18 protein-coding genes are annotated in these 24,342 nt (G+C 65.3%); 3 read left to right on the plus strand and 15 right to left on the minus strand.

The window, feature by feature from the left end:
• Nucleotides 1-155: 155 nt before the first annotated feature.
• Nucleotides 156-899 (plus strand): UDP-2,3-diacylglucosamine diphosphatase, encoded by a 744-nt coding sequence (gene lpxH, locus AC1POX_RS16870; RefSeq protein WP_008571623.1) that lies wholly within the window; start codon nucleotides 156-158, stop codon nucleotides 897-899.
• A 182-nt stretch (nucleotides 900-1,081) separates the two neighbouring features.
• Here lpxH and AC1POX_RS16875 read toward each other — a convergent pair whose 3' ends face one another.
• From AC1POX_RS16875 to AC1POX_RS16920, 10 genes are all read right to left on the minus strand, one after another.
• Nucleotides 1,082-1,501: a hypothetical protein gene (locus AC1POX_RS16875; protein WP_338334948.1), complete on the minus strand. Its 420-nt coding sequence runs from the start codon at nucleotides 1,499-1,501 to the stop codon at nucleotides 1,082-1,084.
• A 134-nt stretch (nucleotides 1,502-1,635) separates the two neighbouring features.
• Entirely contained in the window at nucleotides 1,636-2,889 is a 1,254-nt protein-coding gene (locus AC1POX_RS16880) for a zinc-dependent metalloprotease (protein WP_008571625.1), read from the minus strand.
• 565 nt (nucleotides 2,890-3,454) lie between these two features.
• The gene (locus AC1POX_RS16885) at nucleotides 3,455-4,300 is read right to left on the minus strand and encodes a ferritin-like domain-containing protein (protein WP_065628497.1); all 846 of its coding nucleotides are present in this window, start codon (nucleotides 4,298-4,300) and stop codon (nucleotides 3,455-3,457) included.
• 174 nt (nucleotides 4,301-4,474) lie between these two features.
• Complete coding sequence (gene purF / locus AC1POX_RS16890; RefSeq protein ID WP_008571628.1) at nucleotides 4,475-5,941, minus strand: amidophosphoribosyltransferase; 1,467 nt, start codon at nucleotides 5,939-5,941, stop codon at nucleotides 4,475-4,477.
• Nucleotides 5,942-5,971: 30 nt separating this feature from the next.
• Complete coding sequence (locus AC1POX_RS16895; RefSeq protein WP_372356413.1) at nucleotides 5,972-6,718, minus strand: CvpA family protein; 747 nt, start codon at nucleotides 6,716-6,718, stop codon at nucleotides 5,972-5,974.
• Between the two features lie 213 nt (nucleotides 6,719-6,931).
• Nucleotides 6,932-7,966, minus strand: coding sequence for an SPOR domain-containing protein (locus AC1POX_RS16900; protein ID WP_372166387.1), 1,035 nt, complete (start codon nucleotides 7,964-7,966; stop codon nucleotides 6,932-6,934).
• Between the two features lie 67 nt (nucleotides 7,967-8,033).
• Nucleotides 8,034-9,332 (minus strand): bifunctional tetrahydrofolate synthase/dihydrofolate synthase, encoded by a 1,299-nt coding sequence (gene folC, locus AC1POX_RS16905; RefSeq protein ID WP_372356414.1) that lies wholly within the window; start codon nucleotides 9,330-9,332, stop codon nucleotides 8,034-8,036.
• Between the two features lie 328 nt (nucleotides 9,333-9,660).
• Complete coding sequence (locus AC1POX_RS16910; RefSeq protein ID WP_029818786.1) at nucleotides 9,661-10,305, minus strand: histidine phosphatase family protein; 645 nt, start codon at nucleotides 10,303-10,305, stop codon at nucleotides 9,661-9,663.
• Nucleotides 10,306-10,395: 90 nt separating this feature from the next.
• Nucleotides 10,396-12,480 (minus strand): S46 family peptidase, encoded by a 2,085-nt coding sequence (locus AC1POX_RS16915; RefSeq protein ID WP_218496115.1) that lies wholly within the window; start codon nucleotides 12,478-12,480, stop codon nucleotides 10,396-10,398.
• A gap of 236 nt (nucleotides 12,481-12,716) precedes the next feature.
• Nucleotides 12,717-14,804 (minus strand): phosphocholine-specific phospholipase C, encoded by a 2,088-nt coding sequence (locus AC1POX_RS16920; RefSeq protein WP_372356415.1) that lies wholly within the window; start codon nucleotides 14,802-14,804, stop codon nucleotides 12,717-12,719.
• Between the two features lie 106 nt (nucleotides 14,805-14,910).
• On the opposite strand from AC1POX_RS16920, the gene AC1POX_RS16925 reads away from it, so the two are divergent.
• A complete protein-coding gene (locus AC1POX_RS16925) occupies nucleotides 14,911-17,334 on the plus strand; it encodes a TonB-dependent receptor (RefSeq protein WP_109291217.1) in 2,424 nt (807 codons plus the stop codon).
• A gap of 272 nt (nucleotides 17,335-17,606) precedes the next feature.
• Entirely contained in the window at nucleotides 17,607-18,641 is a 1,035-nt protein-coding gene (gene tdh / locus AC1POX_RS16930) for an L-threonine 3-dehydrogenase (protein ID WP_008571638.1), read from the plus strand.
• Nucleotides 18,642-19,305: 664 nt separating this feature from the next.
• Here tdh and AC1POX_RS16935 read toward each other — a convergent pair.
• From AC1POX_RS16935 to AC1POX_RS16955, 5 genes are all read right to left on the minus strand, one after another.
• Entirely contained in the window at nucleotides 19,306-20,022 is a 717-nt protein-coding gene (locus AC1POX_RS16935) for a TorF family putative porin (protein WP_218541880.1), read from the minus strand.
• A 279-nt stretch (nucleotides 20,023-20,301) separates the two neighbouring features.
• Nucleotides 20,302-21,333, minus strand: a complete 1,032-nt coding sequence (locus tag AC1POX_RS16940; protein ID WP_372356416.1) for a sulfate/molybdate ABC transporter ATP-binding protein — start codon at nucleotides 21,331-21,333, stop codon at nucleotides 20,302-20,304.
• Nucleotides 21,334-21,340: 7 nt separating this feature from the next.
• Nucleotides 21,341-22,294, minus strand: a complete 954-nt coding sequence (gene cysW / locus AC1POX_RS16945; protein WP_029818781.1) for a sulfate ABC transporter permease subunit CysW — start codon at nucleotides 22,292-22,294, stop codon at nucleotides 21,341-21,343.
• The gene (cysT, locus tag AC1POX_RS16950; RefSeq protein ID WP_011346559.1) at nucleotides 22,291-23,151 is read right to left on the minus strand and encodes a sulfate ABC transporter permease subunit CysT; all 861 of its coding nucleotides are present in this window, start codon (nucleotides 23,149-23,151) and stop codon (nucleotides 22,291-22,293) included. The genes cysW and cysT overlap by 4 nt, the downstream gene beginning before the upstream one ends.
• A gap of 3 nt (nucleotides 23,152-23,154) precedes the next feature.
• Nucleotides 23,155-24,252: a sulfate ABC transporter substrate-binding protein gene (locus AC1POX_RS16955; protein WP_014089499.1), complete on the minus strand. Its 1,098-nt coding sequence runs from the start codon at nucleotides 24,250-24,252 to the stop codon at nucleotides 23,155-23,157.
• Nucleotides 24,253-24,342 lie beyond the last annotated feature (90 nt).

Below are 24,342 nucleotides of genomic sequence, written 5' to 3' on the forward strand. Positions count from 1 at the left end.
GTCCCACGGCGCGTGCGACCCGCAGGATGTCTGAATGGCGATCGCCAGCCTGCGGCGTCGTTGCAAGTTGGCACACCAATCGCCGCGAAGCTGCAATGCTTCTGCGATTCCCGATTCCCGATTCCCGCCCCGCTCTACCGCCGTACAATGGCGCAATGACGACCCTGTTCATTTCCGACCTGCATCTGGATCCGGCCCGGCCGGCAATCACCGAGTTGTTTCTGGAGTTCCTGCGCACGCAGGTTCCCGGCAGCGACGCGCTCTACATCCTGGGCGATCTGTTCGAAGCCTGGATCGGCGACGACACCCCATCCACCGCCGCCGATGCAGTGGCGGTGGCCCTGCATGCAGTGGCAGATTCCGGGGTGCCGGTGTTCTTCATGGCAGGCAACCGCGACTTCCTGGTAGGCGAAACCTATGCGCAGCGCGCGGGCTTCCGGATCCTGCCCGACCCCACCGTCATCGATCTGTACGGGCACACCACGCTGCTGATGCACGGCGATTTGCTGTGCACCGACGACACGGCCTACCAGGCCTTCCGCGCGCAGACGCGCGACCCGGTGTTCCAGGCGCAGTTCCTGGCCCAGCCGCTGGCTGCACGCGTCGCGTTCGCGCAGCAGGCGCGCGCTGCCAGCCAGGCGCGGCATGCAGAACTCAAGCAGGGCGACCAGTCGCGCTTCGAAACCGTCACCGATGTCTCGCCGGCCGAAGTGGAAGCCACCTTCGTGCGTTACGGGCTGGATCGGCTGATCCACGGCCACACCCATCGCCCTGCGATCCACACCTTGCAGGCCGGCGGCAACACCTGCACGCGCATCGTGCTGGGCGACTGGTACGAGCAAGGATCGGTCCTGCGCGTGGATGCCGATGGCGTGTCGCTGGAGCAGTTGGCGTTATAGCGCGGCAGATCCACGCGCCTGCCATGGCAGGCGCAGCGACGCGGTGCTGCATTCAAGGCACGCAGCACGATCGAAAGCGCGCCTGACGCCACAGACACGCGGCGATGCAACGATGGATCGGCAGCGCTTGCCGATCGAGGTACGCAGCATCGTCGAGCGTGCCAATCAATGACCGCACCGCATCACTGCAGGCTTCGCGCACGCTCGGCGTAGTCGACGAAATCGGCATTCACCACGTCGTACCACAGCAGCGTGCCATCGGCCTGTACGCGGAAACGGTCGCGTACCGGGCTGGTCTGCGGGTCGCCGGGGCAGCCGTCGCCATGGCGTTCGCGCACCGCAAAATCGAACGTGTCCGGCGCAGGCGCAACGCCGTCCTCGGCCATGATGCTGATGCAGTTATCCGGGTACACCTTGTCGCCCTGCAAGCGGCTTTCGAGCGCCTGCAGTGCGCGGGCCTGCGCGTCGCCGCCGGGGGGTGGCGCCGGTGCGCTCACGGCAGGTTTGGGTTGCGTGGCGACAGGGTCGGCCGGTTGCTGCTTGCATCCGGCAACCGTCAGCGCGGCCAGGAACACAAGCGCATGACGCAGAGACGTGGACATGAGGGCTCCGCTCGACAGGACAAGGCCGGCAGTCACCGGCGGTGCGCCTAGTCTGCGCGATCCATGCGCGCGGGTGTAGCCAAAACGCCCGGCACTTGCGGTGCCGGGCCGGGCTTGGATCGGTCAACAACCGCTCAACGGAAGGCCGCAATCGTGGCCTTGGTATTGACCAGCACGCGTTGGTTGTCGGCGGTGCTGGCATTGCCCATGGGCACGCCGTTGTAGCTGATGTTGGGGTTGGACCAGTAGTTCAGGCGTGGGCAACCGCTGGTGCAGTCGTAGGCCATGATGGTGCGCCAGCTGTTGCCGTAGCGGTAGCCGTGGCCATACGCATACGGGGAGGTGCTCGGGTCGTTGGTGGCGTCGTGGCGTGCGCTTTGCAGATGCCCGATTTCATGAGCGAAGCTGTAGTAGCCGGTGGCGCAATCCCAGTACACCGACGCAAATGCGCTCGCGGCGTTAGAGCCAATACCCGACGCCAGGCCGCAGTAGCTGCTGTTGTCCAGCACGATGACTCCCACATCGGCCGTGTAGGTGTTGCGGCTGGTGTGGATGCTGTCCATGTAGCCGTCGTTGGTCACGCGGAAACGCTGCAGGTCGGTCGTGAAGTTGCCGGTCTCGGTGTAGCTGGTGGTCTCGTAGCGCGCCAGCTGCAAGGTGATACCCACGTTGCTGTTGATGTAGCCCTGGTTGGCTTCGGCCACCGCCAGTTGCACCAGCGACTGCATGTTGCCGCCGTAAGCGGTCACGGCCTTGTTGGTGGCCACCACGAGCACGCGAATGGTGGCCGGGCTACCTGATGAGGCAGCAGCGGCAGTCACGCGTCCGTCGCCGGGCATGTCGAACTTCGGCAGCAGGCTGTATTCGGCCGGATGCTCCTGCGGCATGCGCTGCTCATCCACCTGCACCAGCACGTGGCGGCCATCGGCCAGCGGACGCAGGCGATAGAGCTTGCCGGCGTAGCGAATCGTGCCGGTCACGGTGTCGCCGCTGCGCACCAAGATGGCCGAGTTCAGCGGGTCCACGCCCGAGAGCGTGCGTGCGCGGGTGCCGGCACGCGGCCCGAGGTTACCGTACCAGACGCTGTCGCCACCCTCCAGGGCATCGACCTTGGCCTGGGTAGCGGTGATGGTCTGGCCATCCAGCTGTAGCTCCAGCAATTTTTCCGAGGCGGTTACCGCGCCGGCATCGAGCTGAACCACCTGCGCGTTGGCAGTGGACGGGGCGCTCAACAGGCGTTGCAGCGAAGGTTCGGCTGCAGCGGTGGCGGCGGCACTGCGGCTCAGCGCAGGGCCGGTTTGATACAACGGCTTGCCGGCAGCGGCGGCCGAGCCGGCCAGGCACATGGCAATCAGACCGACCGTGGTGCACATCGACTTCGACTTCATCGTCTTTCTCTCCTAAGACATGAAAGTTACGGATGTGAAACACCGGGCCCCTGTCCCCGGGACGCCATTAGGGCGCGTGGCACTGCACAGAATGCAAGTTGTTACAACGGAAAATTATGTTTCTGTGATGTTTACCAATCCCTGGATGCGATTCCAGCAGCTCTCGAACGGGAACCAGCGCACAGTCGTACTGAAAGAGCGCGTGCTGAAGGCGTGCGTCAAACGAGCACAAGCCGTCACGGACAATACGGCGATCCTGCATCGCCCTATGGATCGATGCACATGGACCGGATTGCGTCCGCCCAGCGATTGGCTGCGTCGATCCTCGCCTGTGTCGTGGACACCGCTGCGTCGGCGTCGGTGCAGATGGCGAGTGACGCCAGGTCGTCATGCATGGCATCGCGTGCATGGATGCCCGCCTCATCGGCCATGACGTGAAGGTGCGCTCCAAGCTGTGGCGCGTGACGCGGCGTGTGTGGCGTCATCGGAATCCGCGCACGCATGCGTCAGGTAGATTCACAGTACAGGTCACGAACGCAGATTCGCGGCTCCCGTGCAGGCACGCTCAGCCAGCCTGCTCCACCAGGTCGGCCAGCTCGTCCTCGTCGAAACCGGCAAGCAGGCGCGCCTGCAGATTGAACGGCCCATGCAGATACCCGCCAGCGTATTCGCGCAGCAGCGCCTTGAAGCGTGCGCGCGGCTCGACACCGGCCTGCTCGCAATACCACCGGTACCAACGCGAGCCGGCGGCCACGTGCGCCACCTCTTCGCGCAGGATGGTTTCGAGCACCTCGGCAGTGGCAGCGTCGCCGAGCGAACGAAGTTTGACGATCATCGCCGGTGTCACGTCCAGGCCGCGCGCTTCGAGCACGCGCGGCACCAGGGCCATGCGCGCCAGGCCGTCGTGTGCAGTCTTCTCGCACATTTCCCACAGCCCGTTGTGCGCGGCGAAATCGCCGTAGTCGTGGTCGTGCGCCTGCAATCGTGCGCGCAGCAGCATGAAGTGGCGCGATTCATCGTCGGCGACCGCGACCCAATCGGCATAGAACGCCGCGGGAAGCCCGCGAAAGCGATACACCGCATCCCAGGCCAGATCGATGGCGTTGAGTTCGATGTGCGCAATGGCATGGATAAACGCAGCGCGCCCTTCCGGCGTGCCCAGTCCACGGCGCGGCAAGTGGCGCGGATGCACCAGCATTGGCGTGGCCGGACGGCCTGGCATACGGATCGGCGCAGGCGCAGGCGCTGCCGGATCGAGCGTCAAGACGCCTTCGCGAAAGGCGGCCGCGTAGTGCTGGGTCAGCGCGACTTTCTGTCGCGGGTCGGCCTGGTCCAGGCACAGCCGCGCAGCGTCGAACAGATCCGCGCTTGCGAACGGATCGCTGCTCACGCCGTTGGCCGCACGGGGCACTGGCGCGCTGCAGAAACCCACTGCGCTTGCACACGTTCGGCCGCAGGTAGCTGCCCGTTGCGCAGGCGCGCTTCATCGAGCGTGTCGATAGCTGCGGTGTTTTGTTTGCCGCCCCTCGCCGACACTCTCCGCACGCCAACCAGCGCGGCCAATCGGCCGCCCTGGTTCGGCGACTCAGGCGCGGCGACGCTTCTTGGCATCGTCCGAACGCAGCTGCTGGATACGTTCGAAATACCCCGGCTCGATGCCGGTGATGTATTCGCCGTTGAAGCACGAGGAATCGAACTGCTTGATGTCCGGGTTGCCCTCGCGCACTGCCACTTCCAGGTCTTCCAGATCCTGGTAGATCAGCCAGTCGCAGCCCAGAAACTCCTGGATTTCCAGCTCGCTGCGGCCATGCGCGATGAGCTCTTCGGCCGCCGGCATGTCGATGCCGTAGATGTTGGGGTAACGCACCGGCGGCGCGGCCGAGGCCAGGTACACCTTGCGCGCACCGGCATCGCGCGCCATCTGCACGATCTGCCGGCTGGTGGTGCCGCGCACGATGGAATCGTCCACCAGCAGCACCACACGGTTACGGAATTCCAGGTGGATCGGATTGAGCTTGCGGCGCACCGATTTCTGCCGTTCGCCCTGCCCCGGCATGATGAAGGTGCGGCCCACGTAGCGATTCTTGACGAAGCCCTCGCGGTACTTCACGCCGAGCACATTGGACATCTCCAGCGCCACATCGCGCGAAGTGTCCGGGATCGGAATGATGGTGTCGATGTCATGGTCCGGTCGCAGGCGCAGGATCTTTTCGCCCAGCTTCAGGCCCATGCGCATGCGCGCCTTGTGCACCGAGATGTTGTCGATCATCGAATCGGGGCGCGCGAAATACACGTACTCGAAAATGCACGGCGCGTTGTTGGTCGGCGCGGCGCAGACTTCCGAGAACAGCTCGCCGCGCGCGGTGATCACCAGCGCTTCGCCCGGGCGCACATCGCGCATCCGCTGGTAGCCGAGGATATCCAGCGCTGCCGACTCGGAGGACACGATGTATTCGGTGCCTTCGGCGTGTTCGCGCTTGCCCAGCACCAGCGGGCGGATGCCGTGCGGGTCGCGGAACGCCACCAGGCCCAGGCCCAGCACCACGCTGACCACCGCATAACCGCCCTTGCAACGGCGGTGCACGCCGGCCACCGCGCGGATCGCCGCTTCGGGGGTGAGCATGCGCTGCGCGTCCAGCTCGTAGGCGAACACGTTCAACAGCACTTCGCTGTCCGAATCGGTATTGATGTTGCGGCGGTCGGCTTCGAACACCTGCTGGCGCAAGGCCTCGGTGTTGATCAGGTTGCCGTTGTGCGCCAGCGCGATGCCGTAGGGCGAGTTGACGTAGAACGGCTGCGCCTCGTCCATGCCTTCCGAGCCTGCGGTCGGGTAGCGGCAATGGGCGATGCCGACGCGCCCTTCCAGCACCGCCATCTTCTTTTCGTCGAAGACGTCGCGCACCAGGCCGTTGGCCTTCTGCACGCGCAGGCGCGTGCCATCTGCGGTCGCGATGCCCGCGGCGTCCTGCCCACGATGCTGCAGGACGGTCAGGCCGTCATATAGCTGCCCGGCGACGTTCTGGTTGCCGACAATACCGACGATGCCACACATGGTGCGCGTTCTCCGCTTCGGCTTGCGCCGTTACTGTGAAGGTGGCCGTGCCTGGCCTTGGGATTCGACCCGAGCCGGGTCGCTTTCTCCGCCGCGAACCTGCGCCGGATCGATGTTGGCCGGCATCGCCTGCGTCGGATCGCGTCCGTCGCCAGCCGTCTTGCCGGGGTTGCCAAGCGCACGGGTGATGGTGTCGCTCAGCCCGGAACCGCCAAGTGCCTTGCCCAGGTCCGTATTATCGCCTGCCGAAGGCAACTTCCCCAACTCCATGGGCAAGTTGCCGAGTTCCATTGATGGCATCTCCATCGATGGCATTCGCCAGGCCGGCAGTTGTGCCCGCATCCAGCCCGCGCCCGGCTGCAGCATGGGCAGCAGCACCGACTGGCGCCATGCCGGCTCGCGCGGCAGCGGGGTGAAGCCCATCAGCAGCACCAGCACGCTGGCCAGAAACGCACCGCGCACCACGCCCAGGCCGAACCCGAGCATGCGGTCGGTGCCGCCGAGCTTGATCGCATCCACGCCCGCGCGGATCACCATGCCAATCACCGCCACGCTGATCAGCACACCGACGAACACCATGGCGTAGCCGCCGAACGATTCGGTCGCAGACGGATGCTTGCCATCGGCCAGCCAGCGCGCGGCCGCGCCGCCGAACATGAAGGTGGCCCAGCCGGCCAGCAACCATGACAACGTACCCACCACGATGGCCACAAAGCCGCGCAACAAGCCCAACAGGGCTGACACCAGAATGATGACGCCCAGCACCATGTCGATCATGGGCAACCTCTCCGCGTGGCGCGCGCGCCGTGAATGCAATGGGGCTCGGTCGTCATTGCCCTCCCCTCCATGGGTGCGAGGCGTTGGAAAATCCAGCAGCTGCAGGCGCGCAGTGCAGGCAGTTGGCAGACACGTGACGGTCCGCCGGCAGTGCAGTGTACGAGCGGCTGCCACCTGCGCGGCGGCCGCGTTTGCTTGCGGCCGGCATGGCGGTTACGGATGCGGACGCACCATGCCGGAGATACCGACCTTGGCTGCCACCTGGGCACGCAACTGTTCGGCATCGCTGCGATTGGCGACCGGGCCGACGCGCACGCGGTTCAACGCGCCCTTGTCGGTCCGCACCTGTTCGACGAAGGCACTGAAGCCGGCGGCGCGCACGCGGTCGCGCAAGGCATCGGCATCTTCGGCACGACCGAACGCGCCCAGCTGCACTGCAAACCCGACCGCACTGGCCGCAGGCGCTGCCGGCGCGGTGGCCACCGGCTTGGCGGGGGCGGGCTTGGTGACCTCAGGCTTGGCCGGCACGGGCTTGGCCACCTCGGCCGGCTTGGGCGCGGCGACCACCGGTTTGGCGGGCTCCGGCGGCAGGCTTTCGGTCTTTGTCGGTGCGGTGGTGCTGGCGGCGGCGACGCTGCTACCGGGTTTGACGGCAGGCGCAGGCGCCGGTGCGCTGGCGACAGGCGCCGGCGCGGCGGCGTTGGCGTCCAACGTCACCACCTGGGCGTTGACGTCGCTGCGTACCTTCACTGCCTGCAGCCGGGCCGATTCGGCCTGCGCCTGGTCGGCATACGGCCCCACGCGCACGCGCCAGGCGGGGCGGCCGTTGATCTGGGTCTTTTCGCTGAAGCCGGGCAATTGCGCCTGCTTGAGCCGCGCAATCACCGCGTCGGCGTCGGCGCTGGTGGCGTATGCACCAAAATTCACTGCGTAGTTGCCGGCCGCCACTTCCGGAGCCGAGGGCGTGCTGGACGGAGCGGCCAGATCGGCGGCATCGGGGTTGTTCTGCACCGGCGCCGGCGCGCCGGCCATGCCTAGCGCCCCACCGGCCGGCGCATTGCCCGGGGTGACCAGCGGCAATTCGCGGGTTTCGAACTCGCCATTGGCGGGCGCTGCGGGCGCCTCGAGCGGTACATCGGCCACACCGCTCGACGGCGCGGGGCCCTTGACCAGCATCGGCAGGAAGATCACGGCAAGCGCCACCAGAACGATGGCGCCAATCAGTCGCTGTTTCAGAGCAGTATCCACGGAAGAGACGAGAGGCGGCGTGGCGGGGTGCCGCGGCGATTATAAGGCCGGCGCCACCCCGACGACCTCAGCGGGCTGAATGAAGTGCGTCGAGCGCGTCGGCCACGGTGTGAAACGAGCCGAACACCAGCACGCGGTCGCCGGGGCTGGCCCTGTCCAGGACCGCGCGCACTGCACTGGCAACATCGCGATGACACGGCGCCTGCGCGGCGGCACTGCCTTGCAGACGGGCATGCAATGCTTGCGCCGATTGGCCGCGCGCGCCTTCCAGCCCCGCCAGCGCCCAGTGGTCGATCTGCCCAGCCACTGCCTCCACCACGCCCAGCACATCCTTGTCGGCCAATGCGGCGTAGATCGCATAGGTGCGGCCGGCATGCGCCTGCGTACCGAGCACGGCGGCCAGCGCGCGTGCGGCCTGCGGGTTGTGTCCGACATCCAGCAGTACCTGTACGCCATTGACCTCAAGCCGCTGCAGTCGGCCAGCCACTTGCGCGTTGCCGATGCCCTGCGCCCAGGCCGCGTCGGGCACTTCCACCGGCAATGCCTGCAACGCGGCGATCGCGGCAGCGGCGTTGGCCAGCTGCACTGGCGCACGCAGTGCCGGCATCGGCAGTTCCAACGTCACTGCCACATCGCGCCAGCGCCAGCGCGGCGCGTCGGATTGCGGGCTCTCGGCGTGCCGTGTGTCGATCGGCTCGAAGAAATAATCGCTGCCGGCACGGATGGCATTGGCACCCAGCTGGTAGGCGCGACGCAGCACACTGGACGGCGGGTCGATCTCGCCCAGCACCACCGGCTTCCATGCGCGGATGATGCCGGCCTTCTCGGTGCCGATGGCCTCGCGGTCCTCGCCCAGCCAGTCGGTGTGGTCGAGATCGACCGTGGTGATCACCGCCACATCCGAATCGACGATGTTGACCGCATCCAGCCGTCCACCCAGGCCGATTTCCAGCACCGCCAACTCCAGCGCGGACTGCTGAAACAACCACAGCGCCGCCAGCGTACCGAACTCGAAATAGGTCAACGCGGTGTCGCCGCGTGCTGCTTCGACCGCTGCAAACGCGTCGACCAGCTGCGCGTCGCTGGCCTCTTCGCCATCGATGCGCACGCGCTCGTTGTAGCGCAGCAGATGCGGCGAGGTGTAGGCCCCCACCTTCCAGCCGGCAGCACGCCCGATCGCCTCGATGAAGGCCACCGTCGAGCCCTTGCCGTTGGTGCCGCCCACGACGATGACATGCGTGGCCGGCGCGGCGATCTGCAAGCGCGCCGCAACCGCGCGCACGCGCTCCAGGCCCATCGCAATGGCACTGGGATGCTGCTGCTCGATATAGGCGAGCCAGGCGGAGAGGGAGTCGGTTGCGTTCATGGGGAGGGCTGCGCAGAGAGGGGCACATTATCGCCATTTGCGCTTGCGCAACGCACGCCACGTCGGTGTTGGATGTATCGCGCGTGCTTGGTTAGTACGACGCAGCTCGGTTGATCGCGCATGGTGCGAACGCCGTCACCAGCGCATCCCAGGACGTTGAGCGATCACCCCAAGACGCAGCCCCGACACGGAGCGTTGACTACGCAACCGCACCGAGGCCTGTTCCACCAACTCACCCAGACCTGCAAGCGTGTATCAACGACGTTCGGCATTTTGGCACCTGCAACGACATGGCGTGTCATTGGCGATACAGCGTCCTTGCCTCGCCTTACAACGCCCGATGCTTTGCCTCACCAAAGAACGGTGTGTGGTGCGCACAGTCGTTGAGGCGCACCACTTCGAGATGCTCCACGTCATCGCCTTCGAGCAGGTTCAACGTGGTCGGGGCCTGGCGGAAGCTCCATAGCTTGGACAACGGCAGGCCCAGGATCTTGCACAGGATCACGCGATTGACCGCATCGTGTGCGACCACCAGCAAGGTGTCGCCGGCGCCCAGTCCATCGGTGGCGCGCACCAGGCCGCGCCAGCTGCGGTCCAGCACCTGACGCAACGATTCGCCCCCCGGCATCAACACGGTATCGGGCTCTTCGCGCCAGGCGCGTAGGCGTGCGGGGTCTTTGTCGTTGATCTCGCTGGCCAGCAGGCCCTCCCACTCGCCGTGCGCAATTTCCTGCAGATCGGCATCGGTCTGCAGCAGCGCTTGACGCGAAGCGCCCAGCGCGGCCTTGGCAGTGGCCTGCGCACGCGACAACGGCGATGCCACCGCGCGGTCGATCTGCAGCGTGTGCAGCCGTTCGCCCAATGCGCGCGCCTGGCCTTCGCCAACCGGCGAAAGCGGAATATCGATCTGGCCCTGGTAACGGCCTTCGGCGTTCCACGGCGTCTCGCCGTGACGAGCAAGCAGGATGCGCATGCGCTGGGAGTTCCTTGGGGGAGGGGGCCGCTCGCCGCAGCGAAAACGGGACCGCATGATAACCCCTGCCGCCCCCGCACCGGCGCCGCGTCAGCGCACGCCTAGCTCCTTCAACAGCTGTGGCGCCGGAGCGACCTCGGTCATGATCCAGCGCAGATAGCGGCTGTCCACGGCAATCATGCGGGTCATTGCCGGGTCGAAGATCCAGTTGCTGCTTACCGACTCCCAATTTCCGTCGAATGCCAGGCCGACCAGCTTGCCTTGCGCGTCCATCACCGGCGAACCGGAGTTGCCGCCGGTGATGTCCAGGTCAGACAGGAAATTGACCGGCACCGAGCCCAGGCGTTTGTCCTCCAGCCCGGCGTAGCGCTTGGCCTTGACCGCATCCAGCAGGGCCTTGGGCGAATCGAACGGATCGGCGCCGGTCTCCTTGGCGACCACCCCTTCCAGCGTGGTGAACGGTGTGTAGGCCACGCCATCTTTCGGGGCGTAGCCCTTGACGTTGCCGAAGGTGATGCGCAGCGACAGGTTGGCATCCGGATAGACCGATTCGCCCCGGCTCTTCCTGTAGTCGGCCAGGGCTTGCAGATACACCGGCCGCGCCTTGAGCTGCTCGCCGGTACGCAGTTTGTCCTCGCGCTCGATCTGCAACAGGGCCGGTGTCACCGCCACGGCGTACTGGATCGCCGGGTCGGTGCTGGCTTCGAAGGCGGCCCGGTCGGCGGCGAGCCACGTCAGCCGCGCTTGCGTGCTCCCCAACGCCGTGCCATCGAGCTTGCCCACGGCCGCCTGCACGGCCGCCGCATCGCGACCGCCCAACCACTGGTCCAGCGCGGCGATGCGCTGGTTGGCCGGCAGCTTCAGGTACTGGCTGAGCCAGTACTGCTGCAGCTGACGATCCATGGCCGGCACGTAACGGCGCTCCATCTGCTTCATCGTCGCTTCGATCGACGGCAGGTCGCGGTCCTGGTACCCGGATTCGCGTTGCGCATTGGGCTTGGCACGCTCCAGCGCCAGCCGGTACAGCGTCACCGCGGCACCCACCGTGCCGGTGGAGTCGAACTGGCGCAGCACGAAGTCGCGCTGTTGCGTGGCCTGGGTCTGCTTGAGCAGCTTGACCAAGGTGTCGTGCGCGGCAAGCGCATTACGCCCGCTCGCACCCCGCCCCTTGAGCCAGGCCAGCACGGCCGCTTCGTCGGCCTGCTTGGTGGCCTGCGCATTGATGCGCTTGAAACCTTCAAGTTGCCCGTCGAAGTTCTTGGCGGAGTTATTGAGGCTGGCGACGGTGCTGGCATATTTCACCTGGATGTCGGGATCCTGCTTGCCTGCCTGTTCGATCAGGCCGATCACGTCCTTCAATTGCTGGCCGACCACCGGGTAGGTCCAGCTAGCGGTGTTGTCGAATTCGGCAGCCAGCGCGTAGCGATTGGTGCGGCCCGGATAGCCGGCCACCATCACGAAGTCGCCGGCGCCCAGCGGCTGGTCGGCGAACTTCAGGAAGTGCTTGGGCTGGTAGGGCATATTGTCCTTGGCGTAGGCAGCAGGCGTGCCGTCCTTGCCGACATAGGCGCGATAGAACGAGAAATCGCCGGTGTGGCGCGGCCACATCCAGTTGTCGATGTCGCCGCCGAACTTGCCCACGCTGCCGGGCGGTGCATAGACCAGGCGCACATCCTTGATCTCCAGGTTCTTGAACAACCGGTAGGCGTTGCCCCCGGCAAAACTGAAGAACTGGCAGCGGTAACCCGGCTGCGCTTCGCAGGACGCGATCTGTTGCTTGCTGAAATCCTCAAGGGCCAGCGTGCGCTTGAGCGCATCGTCGCCTGCAGTGGCCATCGCTGCCCTTGCCGGTGCCGTGACGTCGGTAATGGCATCGAGCACGTAGATACGCGCACTGGGACCTGCGCTGAGCTCGTCGGCGGGACGTACAGCGTTGAACCCGTCCTTGATCAGGTTCTTTTGCGCGGTGGAGTTGAGTTGGATCGCGCCATAGGCACAGTGGTGGTTGGTGACGACCAGACCCTGCGGCGAGACGAAGCTGGCGGTGCAACCACCCAGGGCAACCACGGCGCCCATCGGATCGCCGGTCAGGTCGGCCAGCTGCTGCGGCGAAAGCCGCAAGCCTGCTTGCTGGAGGGGCCCGGCGATCTCGGGCAGCTGTTGTGGAACCCACATCCCCTCGCCCGCCTGTGCAGACGAAACGACAGCCAGCGTGGCCAGCACGGAAACAGCGAACAGGTTCGGACGCATCGACAGCCCCAAGGGTTATTGTCGTTACAGTGTAACGCCAACGTCTGCTGGCAAATCCACGACCGATGACAGGATCGGCGCGCGCCCTTTCCCCACGCACGCACGTATGCCGCGCAGCAGGCGCCCGCGGTTCGCCTGCAGCTCCGTGGCCGGGCGCCCGCCTAGACGCGGCCGAACGCGGGGTCGCTGCGGCTGGGCCTGCCGGTTTCCAGATGCCCGGCCAGCCGGCGGCGGAAAGCGCTGCCCGGCTGTTCCACCACCAGGTCGTACCAGTGATCGCTGGCGGCAAGCGCCAGGCGAATGGTCTCGCGCTGACCTGGGGCCAGCGGGAAGGTGCGCGCATCTGGGTCTGCGTAGTCCAGCGCACGCAGCTGCACGGTGCAGGCGCGCTGCCCGGCATTGCCGATTTCCAGCACCAAGGCGTCGCCCTCCTGCCGCGCCTCCACCCATGGCGCGGCCGATGGCGCAGAGGCACTTGGCACCTGCCCGGCGAACTCGCGCAAGAAACCATTCGGCCCGTGCACGCGCAAGGCGTATGCACCCGCGTGCGTGACCCCGACCGGCGCATCCTCCAGCTGCGTGCCGGGCAGCACCGTGTAATACCAGGGGCCGCCACTGGCCGCGCTGCTGTAGACGTTGAACGCCGCGGCCGCCGCGCCGCTGTTGACGAACTGCAACTGCACGGTGGCGCCCTCTTGCACGCGTGCATGCACCTGCAAGGCATACGGCAGTGCGCGCGCCGGCCGTTGCCCCGGTTCCTGGCGCGGCATCGCTGCGGCGGCAGGCACCGACGGTAGCGGTTTGTCGCGCACGGCAGCGGTACGTGCGCGATAGTCCTCGACCGACGGCAATGCGCTCAACGCCGAATCGTCCGGTTTGCGGAAGTCGAACACGCTGGTGAGATCGCCACTGACCGCACGCCGCCATGGGCTGATGTTCGGCTCGGCCACGCCGAAGCGGCGTTCCAGCAGACGCAGGACCGAGGTGTGATCGAACACCTGCGAGTTGACCCAGCCACCACGTGTCCACGGCGAGATCACCAGCATCGGCACGCGAATGCCCAGGCCGATCGGCACGCCATCGTAGACCTCGCCACGCGTGTCGACATTGCTGCGCCCCATGCGTGCGTCCACTGCCGGCAACGGCGCGGGCACGTGATCGAAGAAGCCGTCGTTCTCGTCGTAATTGATGATCAGTGCCGTCTTGGCCCACACCTCGGGATTGGCGGTGAGCGCATCGATCAGACGCGCCACCAGCGACTCGCCATAGGCAGGCGGCGCTTCGGGATGTTCGCAGTACGCGGTGGGCGGGATGACCCACGACACCTGCGGCAGGCGATTGGCCTGCACATCGGCAGCGATCGCGGCGACCAGATGCTCGGCCTGGGTGGTGGCGGCATTGTCCGCGGTTGACCCGGGCACGCACGCACGTGCACGCCGGTACCGTTCGTCGTCGGTGCGTAGATCGCGGTAGTGCGAGAAGTACGCCAGCGAGTTGCAGCCGAAGTTGTCGTATTCCTGATACACGCGCCAGTCCACGCCGGCAGCCTGCAAACGCTGCGCGTACGTGGTCCACTGCAGTGCTGCGTAGCCGGGCTTGTCGCGCGCCATGTCGGCGGTCCAGTTGCCATCGTCGGCATTGGTCACCGCCTGCGCGCCGACGTTGCCCACGCTTGGGCCGCTGGTACCGGTGAACAGATACATGCGGTTGGGATTGGTCGGCCCGTGCAGCGAGCAGTAATAGCCGTCGCAGATGGTGAACGCGTCGGCCAGCGCGTGGTAGTACGGGATGTCGTGACGCTGGAAGTATCCCATCGTCAATTCCCCCTTGTACGGCACCCACGCATCGTATTCGGCCCAGCGTGCCGGCTCCTGCCCGTGACCGGCCTTCCAGGAATGATCCAGGCTCTTGATCAAGGGCGCGCAGGTATTTTGCGAATCGAACGCGAACGGCAGCAAGCGTCGTCCATCGGACATGGGTTGACTCCATACCGGATGGCCATCGCGCAGTTGCAGCGCGCGCGGATCGCCAAAGCCACGCACGCCACGTAGCGCGCCGAAATAATGATCGAACGAGCGGTTTTCCTGCATCAGGATCACCACATGTTCGAGATCGCGCAACGTGCCGGTCCGCGCGTTGGCCGGCAGCGCGAGCGCACGGCCGATCGAAGACGGCAAGGCGCCGGCAGCAGTGAGCGCAGCGACGCGCTTGAGGAAATCGCGACGCGAAGAGGAAGAGGAAGAGGTCATGGCGGCAGAACCTGCAAAAAATGGTGCTTTTTTCACCGCGCAGCGCGGTTGGACACGACACGTATAGCGGGCGAGCGCGACAGTTTTGCGACAGCGACCGTCATCAATGTTTCATGAGCCGTTGACACCCTGCGTCGCGAAACGCCGGCTTTGCACCGTGCGTCCGCCCTCAGCCGTGGCCGAACAGGACTCCCCCATGACTTCCGCTCGTCGCTTTCATGTCACACCGCTGGCGCTTGCCCTGGCAACGCTGCTTCCCGTCGTTTCGCAGGCCGCGTCGCCGGCTGAGCCGGTTGCCGTTGCTCCGGCAGCGGAGGCAGCGACACCTGTGGCCGACGCCGCCAATGCAACGCAACTGGATGCAATCAATGTGGTGTCGCAAGGCAGCACGCGCCAGGTGCAACGCATCAGCCAGCAGGACATCGAGCAGCTGACGCCCGGCAGCAGCGCATTCAAGGCAGTGGAAAAACTGCCTGGCGTGCAGTTCCAGTCCGCCGATCCATTCGGCACCTACGAATGGTCCACGCAGGTGACCCTGCATGGCTTCGACCAAAGCCGCCTGGGTTACACGCTCGACGGCATTCCACTGGGCAACATGAGCTATGGCGTGACCAATGGCCTGCACATTACGCGCGCCATCATTTCGGAAAACCTCGGTTCGGTGGAAATTGCGCAAGGCGCCGGTGCACTAGGCACTGCGTCCAACACCAATCTCGGCGGCACCATGCAGTTCTACTCGGCCGACCCGCAGACCACGCCTGGCGCACGGTTGGTGCAGACGGTGGGCAGCGATGCAACGCGCCGCACCTTTGTGCGCGCCGACACCGGCGATCGCGATGGGTTGTCGGCGTATCTGTCGTATGCCAATGCCAGCACCGACAAATGGAAGGGCTATGGCGATCAGACATCCGAACAGGCCAATCTCAAGACGGTGTACCAATGGGGCGACGGCAACCGCCTGAGCCTGTTCGTCGATACCTCGCGGCGCAAGGAATACGACTACATGGATCTGTCGTTGACCAGCCAGCGCGCGCTCGGCTGGGACTACGATTACCTGCAGCCGGATTGGGCCACCGCCGTGCAGATGGCACGCGCGTATCAGAACACCGGGGCCACCAGCGGCGTGGCCAACGGCTACCCGCAATCGCTGGCCGGCCTGCCCAGCGACTACAGCTGGCTCGACGCCAGCTATTACGCTGGCGGCGGACTGCGTCGCGACAACCTGGCAGGCCTGTCGGGCACGTTCGTGTTCGGCGGCGCCACGCTCGATGCCAGCGGCTATTACCACGGCAATCGTGGCGAAGGCCAATGGGTGACACCGTATGTGCCCACCTCCGCGCAGATGCCGCTGTCGATGCGCACCACCGACTACGGCCTGGATCGCTTCGGCGGTACCAGCGCATTGAAGTGGTCATGGGGCAACCACGATCTGGAAGTGGGCGCATGGGCAGAAAACGCGCGCACCACGCAGGGCCGCAATTACTTCGCGCTTGGTAACGAAGGTTACACCTCGCTGTACAACGTATACGAGGCACAGACCCCGTTCCGTCGCGACTTCCTGCAGCGCTACACCACCCAGACCCGCATGCTGTATCTACAGGACACCGTGCGCCTGCTCGACGACCGTCTGACCCTCAACTACGGCGCAAAGGCGCTCAGCACCACCACGCGCGCACAATCGCTGGTGCCGACCACCGCACTGGCGCAAGGACGCATTCGCGCCGAAGATAATTTCCTGCCGCAGGTGGGCATCAACTACAAGCTCGACGAACGCCAGGACCTGTACGCGTCCTACAGCAAGAACATCGCGGCGTTCGGCTTCACCCCGTTCGCCACCTCGCAGGCGGCGTTCGACCGCAGCCGCTCCACGCTGGAACCGGAACAATCGCAGACCGTGCAGGTGGGTTACCGCGTGCAGGATGCGCAGTTCCAGCTCTCGGCCGACGCCTATTTCACCAAGTTCTCCAACCGCTTGCTGACCACCTCGCCGTGCACCGCGGTGCAGACCTGCGCTTCGATCCTGAGCAACGTCGGTGCGGTGCACAGCGCCGGCGCGGATCTGGCACTGATGTGGCGCCCGACCGAAGGAGTGAGCTGGTTGAACTCGTTGTCGTGGAATCGCTCGCGTTACCAGGACGATTACCTCAACAACGGCGTGGTCGCCACCTCCGGCAAGGACGTGGTGGGCATCCCGGCGTTGATGTTCTCTTCCAGCGCCAGCTACCAGATCGGCAACCTGCGCCTGGATCTGGACGGCAAGTACGTGGACAAGCGCTACATCACCTTCCTCAACGATTCGCAGGTGCCGTCCTACTGGCTGTTCAATGCCGGGGCACGTTACGACTTCGGCCGTGTCGGCGGGGTGGCCGATGTGGCGCTGGCGCTCAACATCAGCAATCTCACCGACAAGCGCTACTTCGCCAGCACCGGCACCAACGGCTATGTCGCCTCCGATCCGGATGGCTACAACCAGACCATGGTGGTCGGCGCACCGCGGCAGTACTTCATGAGCCTGGATGTGAAGTTCTAGGCGCGGCTGACAAGCATTGGAGCGGTGCTGGCGCCGATGACGCACGCCTGCCGTTTGGCCAACGCGCTAGCCCTGGCAGGCGGCGGCAGGTCTGGAGCGTGGTTCCCATCCTGGGCCGAGGCGCTAGCTTCGTCGCAACGGGCACGGGCCGGACCGGCCCTGCCCCACCGTGGATCCAGGGCCGCATCACGTCCATTCCCGCACCGCCGCATGGCATACAGGCCGCGACGCCTATAATCGCCGGCTTACTTTCACTCAGCAGGTTCCGCCAGATGGCGCAGACGATGAAGGCGCTGGTCAAGCGCGAAGCGAACAAGGGCATCTGGCTGGAACAGGTGCCAGTGCCGACGCCCGGCCCCAACGAGGTGCTGATCAAGCTGGAAAAGACCGCCATTTGCGGCACCGACCTGCACATCTACCTGTGGGACGAATGGAGCCAGCGCACGATCAGGCCGGGCCTGACCATCGGTCATGAATTCGTCGGCCGCGTGGCCGAGCTCGGTTCGGCCGTGACCGGCTATCAGGTCGGCCAGCGGGTGTCGGCCGAAGGCCACATCGTGTGCGGCCATTGCCGCAACTGCCGTGGCGGCCGTCCGCACCTGTGCCCCAACACGGTCGGGATCGGTGTCAACGTCAACGGCGCTTTCGCCGAATACATGGTGATGCCGGCCAGCAACCTGTGGCCGATCCCGGACCAGATTCCGTCCGAGCTTGCCGCGTTCTTCGACCCCTACGGCAACGCCGCGCACTGCGCGCTGGAATTCGACGTCATCGGCGAGGACGTACTGATCACCGGCGCCGGCCCGATCGGCATCATTGCCGCCGGCATCTGCAAGCACATCGGTGCGCGCAATGTGGTGGTCACCGACGTCAACGATTTCCGCCTCAAGCTGGCGGCCGACATGGGGGCCACGCGCGTGGTCAACGTCTCCAAGACCTCGCTCAAGGACGTCATGGCCGACCTGCACATGGAAGGCTTCGACGTGGGCCTGGAAATGAGCGGCAACCCACGTGCGTTCAACGACATGCTCGATTGCATGTACCACGGCGGCAAGATCGCCATGCTCGGCATCATGCCGCGTGGCGCCGGTTGCGACTGGGACAAGATCATCTTCAAGGGCCTCACCGTGCAGGGCATCTACGGCCGCAAGATGTACGAGACCTGGTACAAGATGACGCAGCTGGTGCTGTCGGGTTTTCCGCTGCACAAGGTGCTGACCCATCAGCTGCCGATCGACGATTTCCAGAAAGGCTTCGACCTGATGGAAGAAGGCAAGGCCGGCAAGGTCGTGCTGAGTTGGAATTGATCGGCTGACACTGCAGATCTGCGAAAGGCGCCGCGAGGCGCCTTTTGCGTTTTTAAGACATGCGCTTGCTGACGAATGCTGCGAGCGATTTTCAGGAGCTGGCGAAGCGTCTCAAGCAACGCGGGGTGGGCTAGGGTCTGGATAAACGCCTAGTGGGCCGATTGCGCGGTGCCCTCGCCGCTCGCGGGACACGCCGCAAGTACGTCCATGTAGGCGCGATGGCGGCATCCATGCCGCCAACGGTCCCGCAATCGGCAAGGACACCGCACCGGATAGTTTGCTGGTGGATTCATTGAAGAACGAACACACCGCAGCAGATCGTCCACTGAATGCCTCCTTGGAACTCGACGCACCGACCAGCTCAACTGATCCTTGCCCGCTCACCGTCGCGGGACCCGTGGCGACATGGACGACGCCACGGAGCTTGCACGGACGCACGTGTCGCGTGCTGCGCGATGGTGGGCGGGCAAGGCCCCTGCAGACGGTCCGCCGATCGGCAGCTCCACAAGTGATCGATCCACAAGCTGCAGTCATTCAAGAATCGAACCAGCCAAGCCTCGAGTCTTGACCGAGTTTGGACGCAGAGGCAGACAACCCAGTGCGTCGGCGCTTCCCGCATGACGACGACTCTGCACGTTGTCAGAGTCGCTTCAATCAGTCGCCATCACGGCCAGGTGACGGTCGCCGTTGCCACCAGATGGTTCTGCGAATTCTGACGACCGAAGCCGAATTCGGCGGCTTTGCTGGTGTCGTAATAACCCACACTCAAACCCAGCGGGCCGAACGTCTTGCCGACGTTGACGCCGAAATCATTGTAGTCGTGGTCCACCTGACTCAGCGACGAGGTGTAGACGCTGTGCCCTGCGTGCGCCCCGAGCGTAAAGTCGTACGGCAACGTCCAGTTGGCATCGAAGGCGTAGTAATAGCCATCGGTCTTGCTGCCGTACAGATCGTCGGTGTAGGCGACCGTCACGCTATAGGTCTTCAGGAACGTGGTCTTGGTGATCAACTCGGCGTAGTTGGATGCGCCCGCTCCCAGATACTGGTAACGGTTGATCATGACATCGAAGTTCCAGTGGGTGCCCAGGTCGGTGTTGTAGCCGACGAAACCATCCACTTCCCAATCCGGGTCGCCGGCGCCGAAATCGACGTTGGACGACCAGGTCCCCAGGTACAACCCGAATGGCGTCTTGTAGGTCAAACCGGCCTGAAACGCAGGCTCTTCATTTGTCTGCGAAATACCGCGGAACAGGTAATCGCTGGTCACCGCAAAGGTGCCACTGAACGGCGATGTAGACGCATCTTCTTCCTGCGCCTGCGCAAGCGGTGCAACGCCCAACAGGAGTAACGAAAGACAACAAGCGAGCGGGGACGACTTCATGGGCATCTCCTGGAGCGATGAACGGTGGGATGGCGCGAAGCGAGGCTGCAAGGACTTCTTAGTCCAACTGTCATTGCAGCGCAACATGAAAGTCGCGTTCGCTTGATCCAGCGCACACACTCAAGAGCCCATGCGCGAATCAGGTGTCGATGTCATCGACCGCTTGCGCCGAATCTTGATGTTCGGGGTTGAAATCGGGCAGCGGGAATTGGTCACAGCAAAGGCGAAACGCGCCTCGCACATCCATTCCCGCGCCCTGCGATCTCAGCCGGCGCCCGCTTACGCGGGAAATATCCCGTACTGCCGTGCTGCCAAGCGCACTTGCTGCCCTGGCTGGAAGCTACCGGCAGAGGCCGGCAGTTCCACCTCCACTTCGTTGCCCGCCGGTTCCAGCGTTGCGCGCAGCCGCAGGCGTGGCCCGCTGCGTTGCGACCACGCCACCGTCGCCGGCCAGCCCGCCTCGTCGGGCACCAGATCTTCCGGCCGCACATACACCTCCACCGGCCCTGCAGCCAGCGCGGCATTGGGCAGGGGAAGTGCGTGCCCAGCCACCTGGATCTGCCCCTGCGCCAGCACCCCGGGGATACGGTTCACCGCACCCACGAACGAATACACGAATGGCGAGGCCGGCTTGTCGTAGATCATGGCCGGCGTGTCGAGTTGCTCGATGCGGCCGCGGTTGAGGATGGCCACGCGGTCGGCCAGTTCCAGGGCTTCTTCCTGGTCATGGGTGACGAAGACCGTGGTCAGGCCGGTACGTTCGTGCAACTCGCGCAGCCAACGGCGCAGGTCGCGGCGCACCTGCGCATCCAGCGCCCCGAATGGCTCGTCCAGCAACAGCACGCGCGGCTCGATCGCCAGCGCGCGCGCCAGCGCCACGCGCTGCCGCTGGCCGCCGGAGAGCTGGGTGGGATAACGCTGTTCCAGGCCGTGCAGCTGCACCAGCGCCAGCAGTTCCTCCACGCGCGCACGGATGCGTGCTTCGGCCCAACGCGCGTTGCCGCGGCGCACGCGCAAGCCGAACGCGATGTTCTCGAACACGTCCATATGCTTGAACAATGCGTAGTGCTGGAACACGAAGCCGACCCGGCGCGATTGCACGCTCATGCGGGTGGCATCTTCATCGCCGAACAGCACCTGGCCGCCATCGGCATGCTCCAGCCCGGCCATGATCCGCAGCAGCGTGGTCTTGCCCGAGCCGGAGGGCCCAAGCAAGGCCAGCAACTCGCCCTGGCGCACTTCCAGATTGATGTCGTCCAGCGCGGTAAAGGTCTCGAACTGCTTGCGCAGGCGGTGAATGCGGATGCCCATGGTCACCTCAATGGCGGTGGTTGGCGGCCAGCGAATCGCCGTGTCGCCATTCCAGATACGTCTTCAGCGCCAACGTCAGCAGCGCGGTCAGTGCCAGCAGCGACGCGCAGGCAAATGCGGCGCTGTAGGCATATTCGTTGTAGAGAATTTCCACATGCAGCGGCAGCGTATTGGTGCGTCCACGGATATGCCCGGACACCACCGACACCGCCCCGAATTCGCCCATCGCGCGCGCCGCGCACAGCAGCACGCCGTACAGCAGGCCCCAACGGATATTGGGCAACGTCACCCGCCAGAACATCTGCCAGCCGTTCGCGCCCAGGCTTAGTGCCGCCAGTTCCTCGTCGCTGCCCTGCTGCTCCATCAGCGGCATCAGTTCGCGCGCGATGAAGGGGAATGTCACGAACGTGGTCGCCAGCACGATGCCCGGCAACGCGAACACGATCCGCGGCAGCTGAATCACCAACTCGCCCAGCACCGGCAGCTGCACATGCCAGCCTTCGTCGATCAGCGGCCAGGCCCAGCCGCTGCGGCCGAAGATCAGTACGAAGATCAAGCCCGCCACCACCGGCGACACCGAAAACGGCAGGTCGATCAGGCTGACCAGCAGACGTTTGCCCCAGAACTGATGCTTGCTGATGGCCCACGCCGCGGCCACGCCGAATACCAGATTCAACGGCAGCACGATCGCCGTCACCAGCAAGGTCAGCTTGATCGCCGACAACGCGTCCGGGTCGACCACCGCACGCAGGAAGGTTTCCCAACCGCCACGCAATGCCTCGGCGAACACCAGCACCAGCGGCAGCAGCAAGAACGCCAGCAGAAAGAGCACGGCCCCCAGGATCATCAGCCATTGCACCCAGCGCGGCTCATTGGTGGCCGAATCGCTGATGCGGCGCGCCTGCTTGGTCATGGCGTGGGTAGGCAACATGGAAGGCAGCGATGAAACGGCATTGTTCATACGGGCCTCCGTTGATAGCGCAGCAGCCGTGCCTGCAGCGTATTGACCACCAGCAGGATCACGAACGACAGCAACAACATGGCCGCGGCAATGGCAGTGGCGCCGGCGTAGTCGAATTCTTCCAGCCGGATGGTGATCAGTAGCGGGGCGATCTCGGTGGAATTGGGCAGGTTGCCGGCAATGAAGATCACCGAGCCGTACTCCCCCACGCCGCGCGCAAATGCCAGCGCAAACCCGGTCAGGACCGCTGGCCACAGCCCCGGCAGCACCACCCGCCATACCGTCTGCCAGCGCGAGGCACCCAGCGTGGCGGCGGCAGCCTCCATTTCACGATCGCTCTCTGCCAGTACCGGCTGCACCACCCGCACCACGAAAGGCAGGCCCACAAAGACCAACGCCAGCACGATGCCCAGCTGCGTGTAAGCCACCTTGATCCCGATCGCCTCCAGCCAGCGCCCCACCCACCCGTTGCCGCCGTACAGCGCGGTCAGCGCAATGCCGGCCACCGCGGTGGGCAACGCGAACGGCAGATCGATCACCGCATCGAAAAAGCGCTTGCCCGGGAACCTGTAACGCACGAAGACCCAGGCCACCCAGGTGCCCATCACCGCGTTGAAGGCACCGGCCGCAAACGCGGTGCCGAAGCTCACCCGCAGCGCCGACAGCACGCGCGGCTCGCTCCATACCCGCCACAGGCCCTCCCAGCCCAGACCGCTGGTCTTGATGAAGATGCCCAGCAGCGGGATCAGCACGATCAGGCCAAGCCAGGTCAGGGTGATGCCCAGACTCAGGCCCAGCCCCGGCATCACGCGTCGGCGCGATGACGGCGCTGGGTGGGGTGCAACCGACATCGACATCGCCTACTTGTTGGCCTGGATCTGGTCGAACACGCCACCGTCGGCGAAGTGCTCCTGCTGCGCCTTCTCCCATGAGCCGAACGCCTGCTGGATGGTCACCAGCTTGATGTCCGGAAACCGCGCCATGTCGGCCGGGTCGGCAAATTCGGGATGCCGCGGGCGATAGAAATGCTTGGCTGCCAGCTTCTGCCCTTCAGGCGCATACAGATCGCGCAGGTAGGCTTCGGCCACCTCGCGGGTGCCATGCTTGTCGACGTTCTTGTCCACCAGCGCCACCGACGGCTCGGCCAGGATCGACAACTTCGGCACCACGATCTCGAACTTGTCCTTGCCCAGTTCCTCGCGCGCCAGCAGCGCTTCGTTTTCCCAGGCCAGCAGCACATCGCCGATGCCGCGCTGCACGAACGTGGTGGTGGCACCGCGTGCGCCGGTATCCAGCACCGGCACGTTGCGGAACAGCGCCTGCATGTAGCGCAGGATGCGCTGGCGGTCGCCCTTGAAGATGTGGTCGGCATACGCCCAGGCGGCCAGATAGTTCCAGCGCGCGCCTCCGGAGGTCTTCGGGTTCGGCGTCACCACCGCTACGCCAGACCGCAGCAGGTCCGGCCAGTCGTGGATGTTCTTCGGGTTGCCCTTGCGCACCAGGAACACGATGGTCGAGGTATACGGCGCACTGTTGTCGGGCAGGCGCTTTTCCCAATCGGCATCGATCAGCTTGGCCTTCTGCGCGATGGCATCCACGTCGTAGGCCAGCGCCAGGGTCACCACGTCGGCCTCGATGCCATCGATCACCGCGCGCGCCTGCTTGCCAGAGCCGCCGTGCGAGGTTTCTACGGTCACCGTGTCCTGCGGGTGCTGCTGTTTCCACTGCGCGGCGAAGGCGGCGTTGTAGTCGCGGTAGAACTCGCGGGTGGGGTCGTAGCTTACGTTGAGCAGCCCGATCTCGCGCGCGCCAGCCGGCCCGGCCAGGACCAGCAAGGCGCAAAGAAGGGAGGCAAAACGGAAACGGGGGTATGTCACGACGATCTCCTGGCCGGTTGAGCACAGCTGAACAGCAAGCATGCCATGCTGCGCAGCGGCACGCAGGCGGTGAAATGACATCAGCGCCGCCTCTTATGCCGATTTTGCATGACGTAGTGGTATGCCACCGTGATCGTTAAAATTGCGCTTCTTTCTGCCACTGCGACCGCC

The organism is Xanthomonas sp. NCPPB 3442, assembly GCF_056725145.1.

What these genes read in the sequence shown, in the direction of transcription:
- tdh (WP_008571638.1), top strand. Translation starts at nt 17,607, where the DNA reads ATGGCGCAGACGATGAAGGCGCTGGTCAAGCGCGAAGCGAACAAGGGC.
- AC1POX_RS16920 (WP_372356415.1), bottom strand. Translation starts at nt 14,804, where the DNA reads ATGACCTCTTCCTCTTCCTCTTCGCGTCGCGATTTCCTCAAGCGCGTC.
- folC (WP_372356414.1), bottom strand. Translation starts at nt 9,332, where the DNA reads ATGAACGCAACCGACTCCCTCTCCGCCTGGCTCGCCTATATCGAGCAG.
- AC1POX_RS16940 (WP_372356416.1), bottom strand. Translation starts at nt 21,333, where the DNA reads ATGGGCATCCGCATTCACCGCCTGCGCAAGCAGTTCGAGACCTTTACC.
- AC1POX_RS16895 (WP_372356413.1), bottom strand. Translation starts at nt 6,718, where the DNA reads ATGATCGACATGGTGCTGGGCGTCATCATTCTGGTGTCAGCCCTGTTG.
- AC1POX_RS16880 (WP_008571625.1), bottom strand. Translation starts at nt 2,889, where the DNA reads ATGAAGTCGAAGTCGATGTGCACCACGGTCGGTCTGATTGCCATGTGC.
- AC1POX_RS16955 (WP_014089499.1), bottom strand. Translation starts at nt 24,252, where the DNA reads ATGTCATTTCACCGCCTGCGTGCCGCTGCGCAGCATGGCATGCTTGCT.
- AC1POX_RS16925 (WP_109291217.1), top strand. Translation starts at nt 14,911, where the DNA reads ATGTTTCATGAGCCGTTGACACCCTGCGTCGCGAAACGCCGGCTTTGC.
- cysT (WP_011346559.1), bottom strand. Translation starts at nt 23,151, where the DNA reads ATGTCGATGTCGGTTGCACCCCACCCAGCGCCGTCATCGCGCCGACGC.
- AC1POX_RS16915 (WP_218496115.1), bottom strand. Translation starts at nt 12,480, where the DNA reads ATGTGGGTTCCACAACAGCTGCCCGAGATCGCCGGGCCCCTCCAGCAA.
- AC1POX_RS16875 (WP_338334948.1), bottom strand. Translation starts at nt 1,501, where the DNA reads ATGTCCACGTCTCTGCGTCATGCGCTTGTGTTCCTGGCCGCGCTGACG.
- lpxH (WP_008571623.1), top strand. Translation starts at nt 156, where the DNA reads ATGACGACCCTGTTCATTTCCGACCTGCATCTGGATCCGGCCCGGCCG.
- AC1POX_RS16935 (WP_218541880.1), bottom strand. Translation starts at nt 20,022, where the DNA reads ATGAAGTCGTCCCCGCTCGCTTGTTGTCTTTCGTTACTCCTGTTGGGC.
- cysW (WP_029818781.1), bottom strand. Translation starts at nt 22,294, where the DNA reads ATGAACAATGCCGTTTCATCGCTGCCTTCCATGTTGCCTACCCACGCC.
- AC1POX_RS16910 (WP_029818786.1), bottom strand. Translation starts at nt 10,305, where the DNA reads ATGCGCATCCTGCTTGCTCGTCACGGCGAGACGCCGTGGAACGCCGAA.
- purF (WP_008571628.1), bottom strand. Translation starts at nt 5,941, where the DNA reads ATGTGTGGCATCGTCGGTATTGTCGGCAACCAGAACGTCGCCGGGCAG.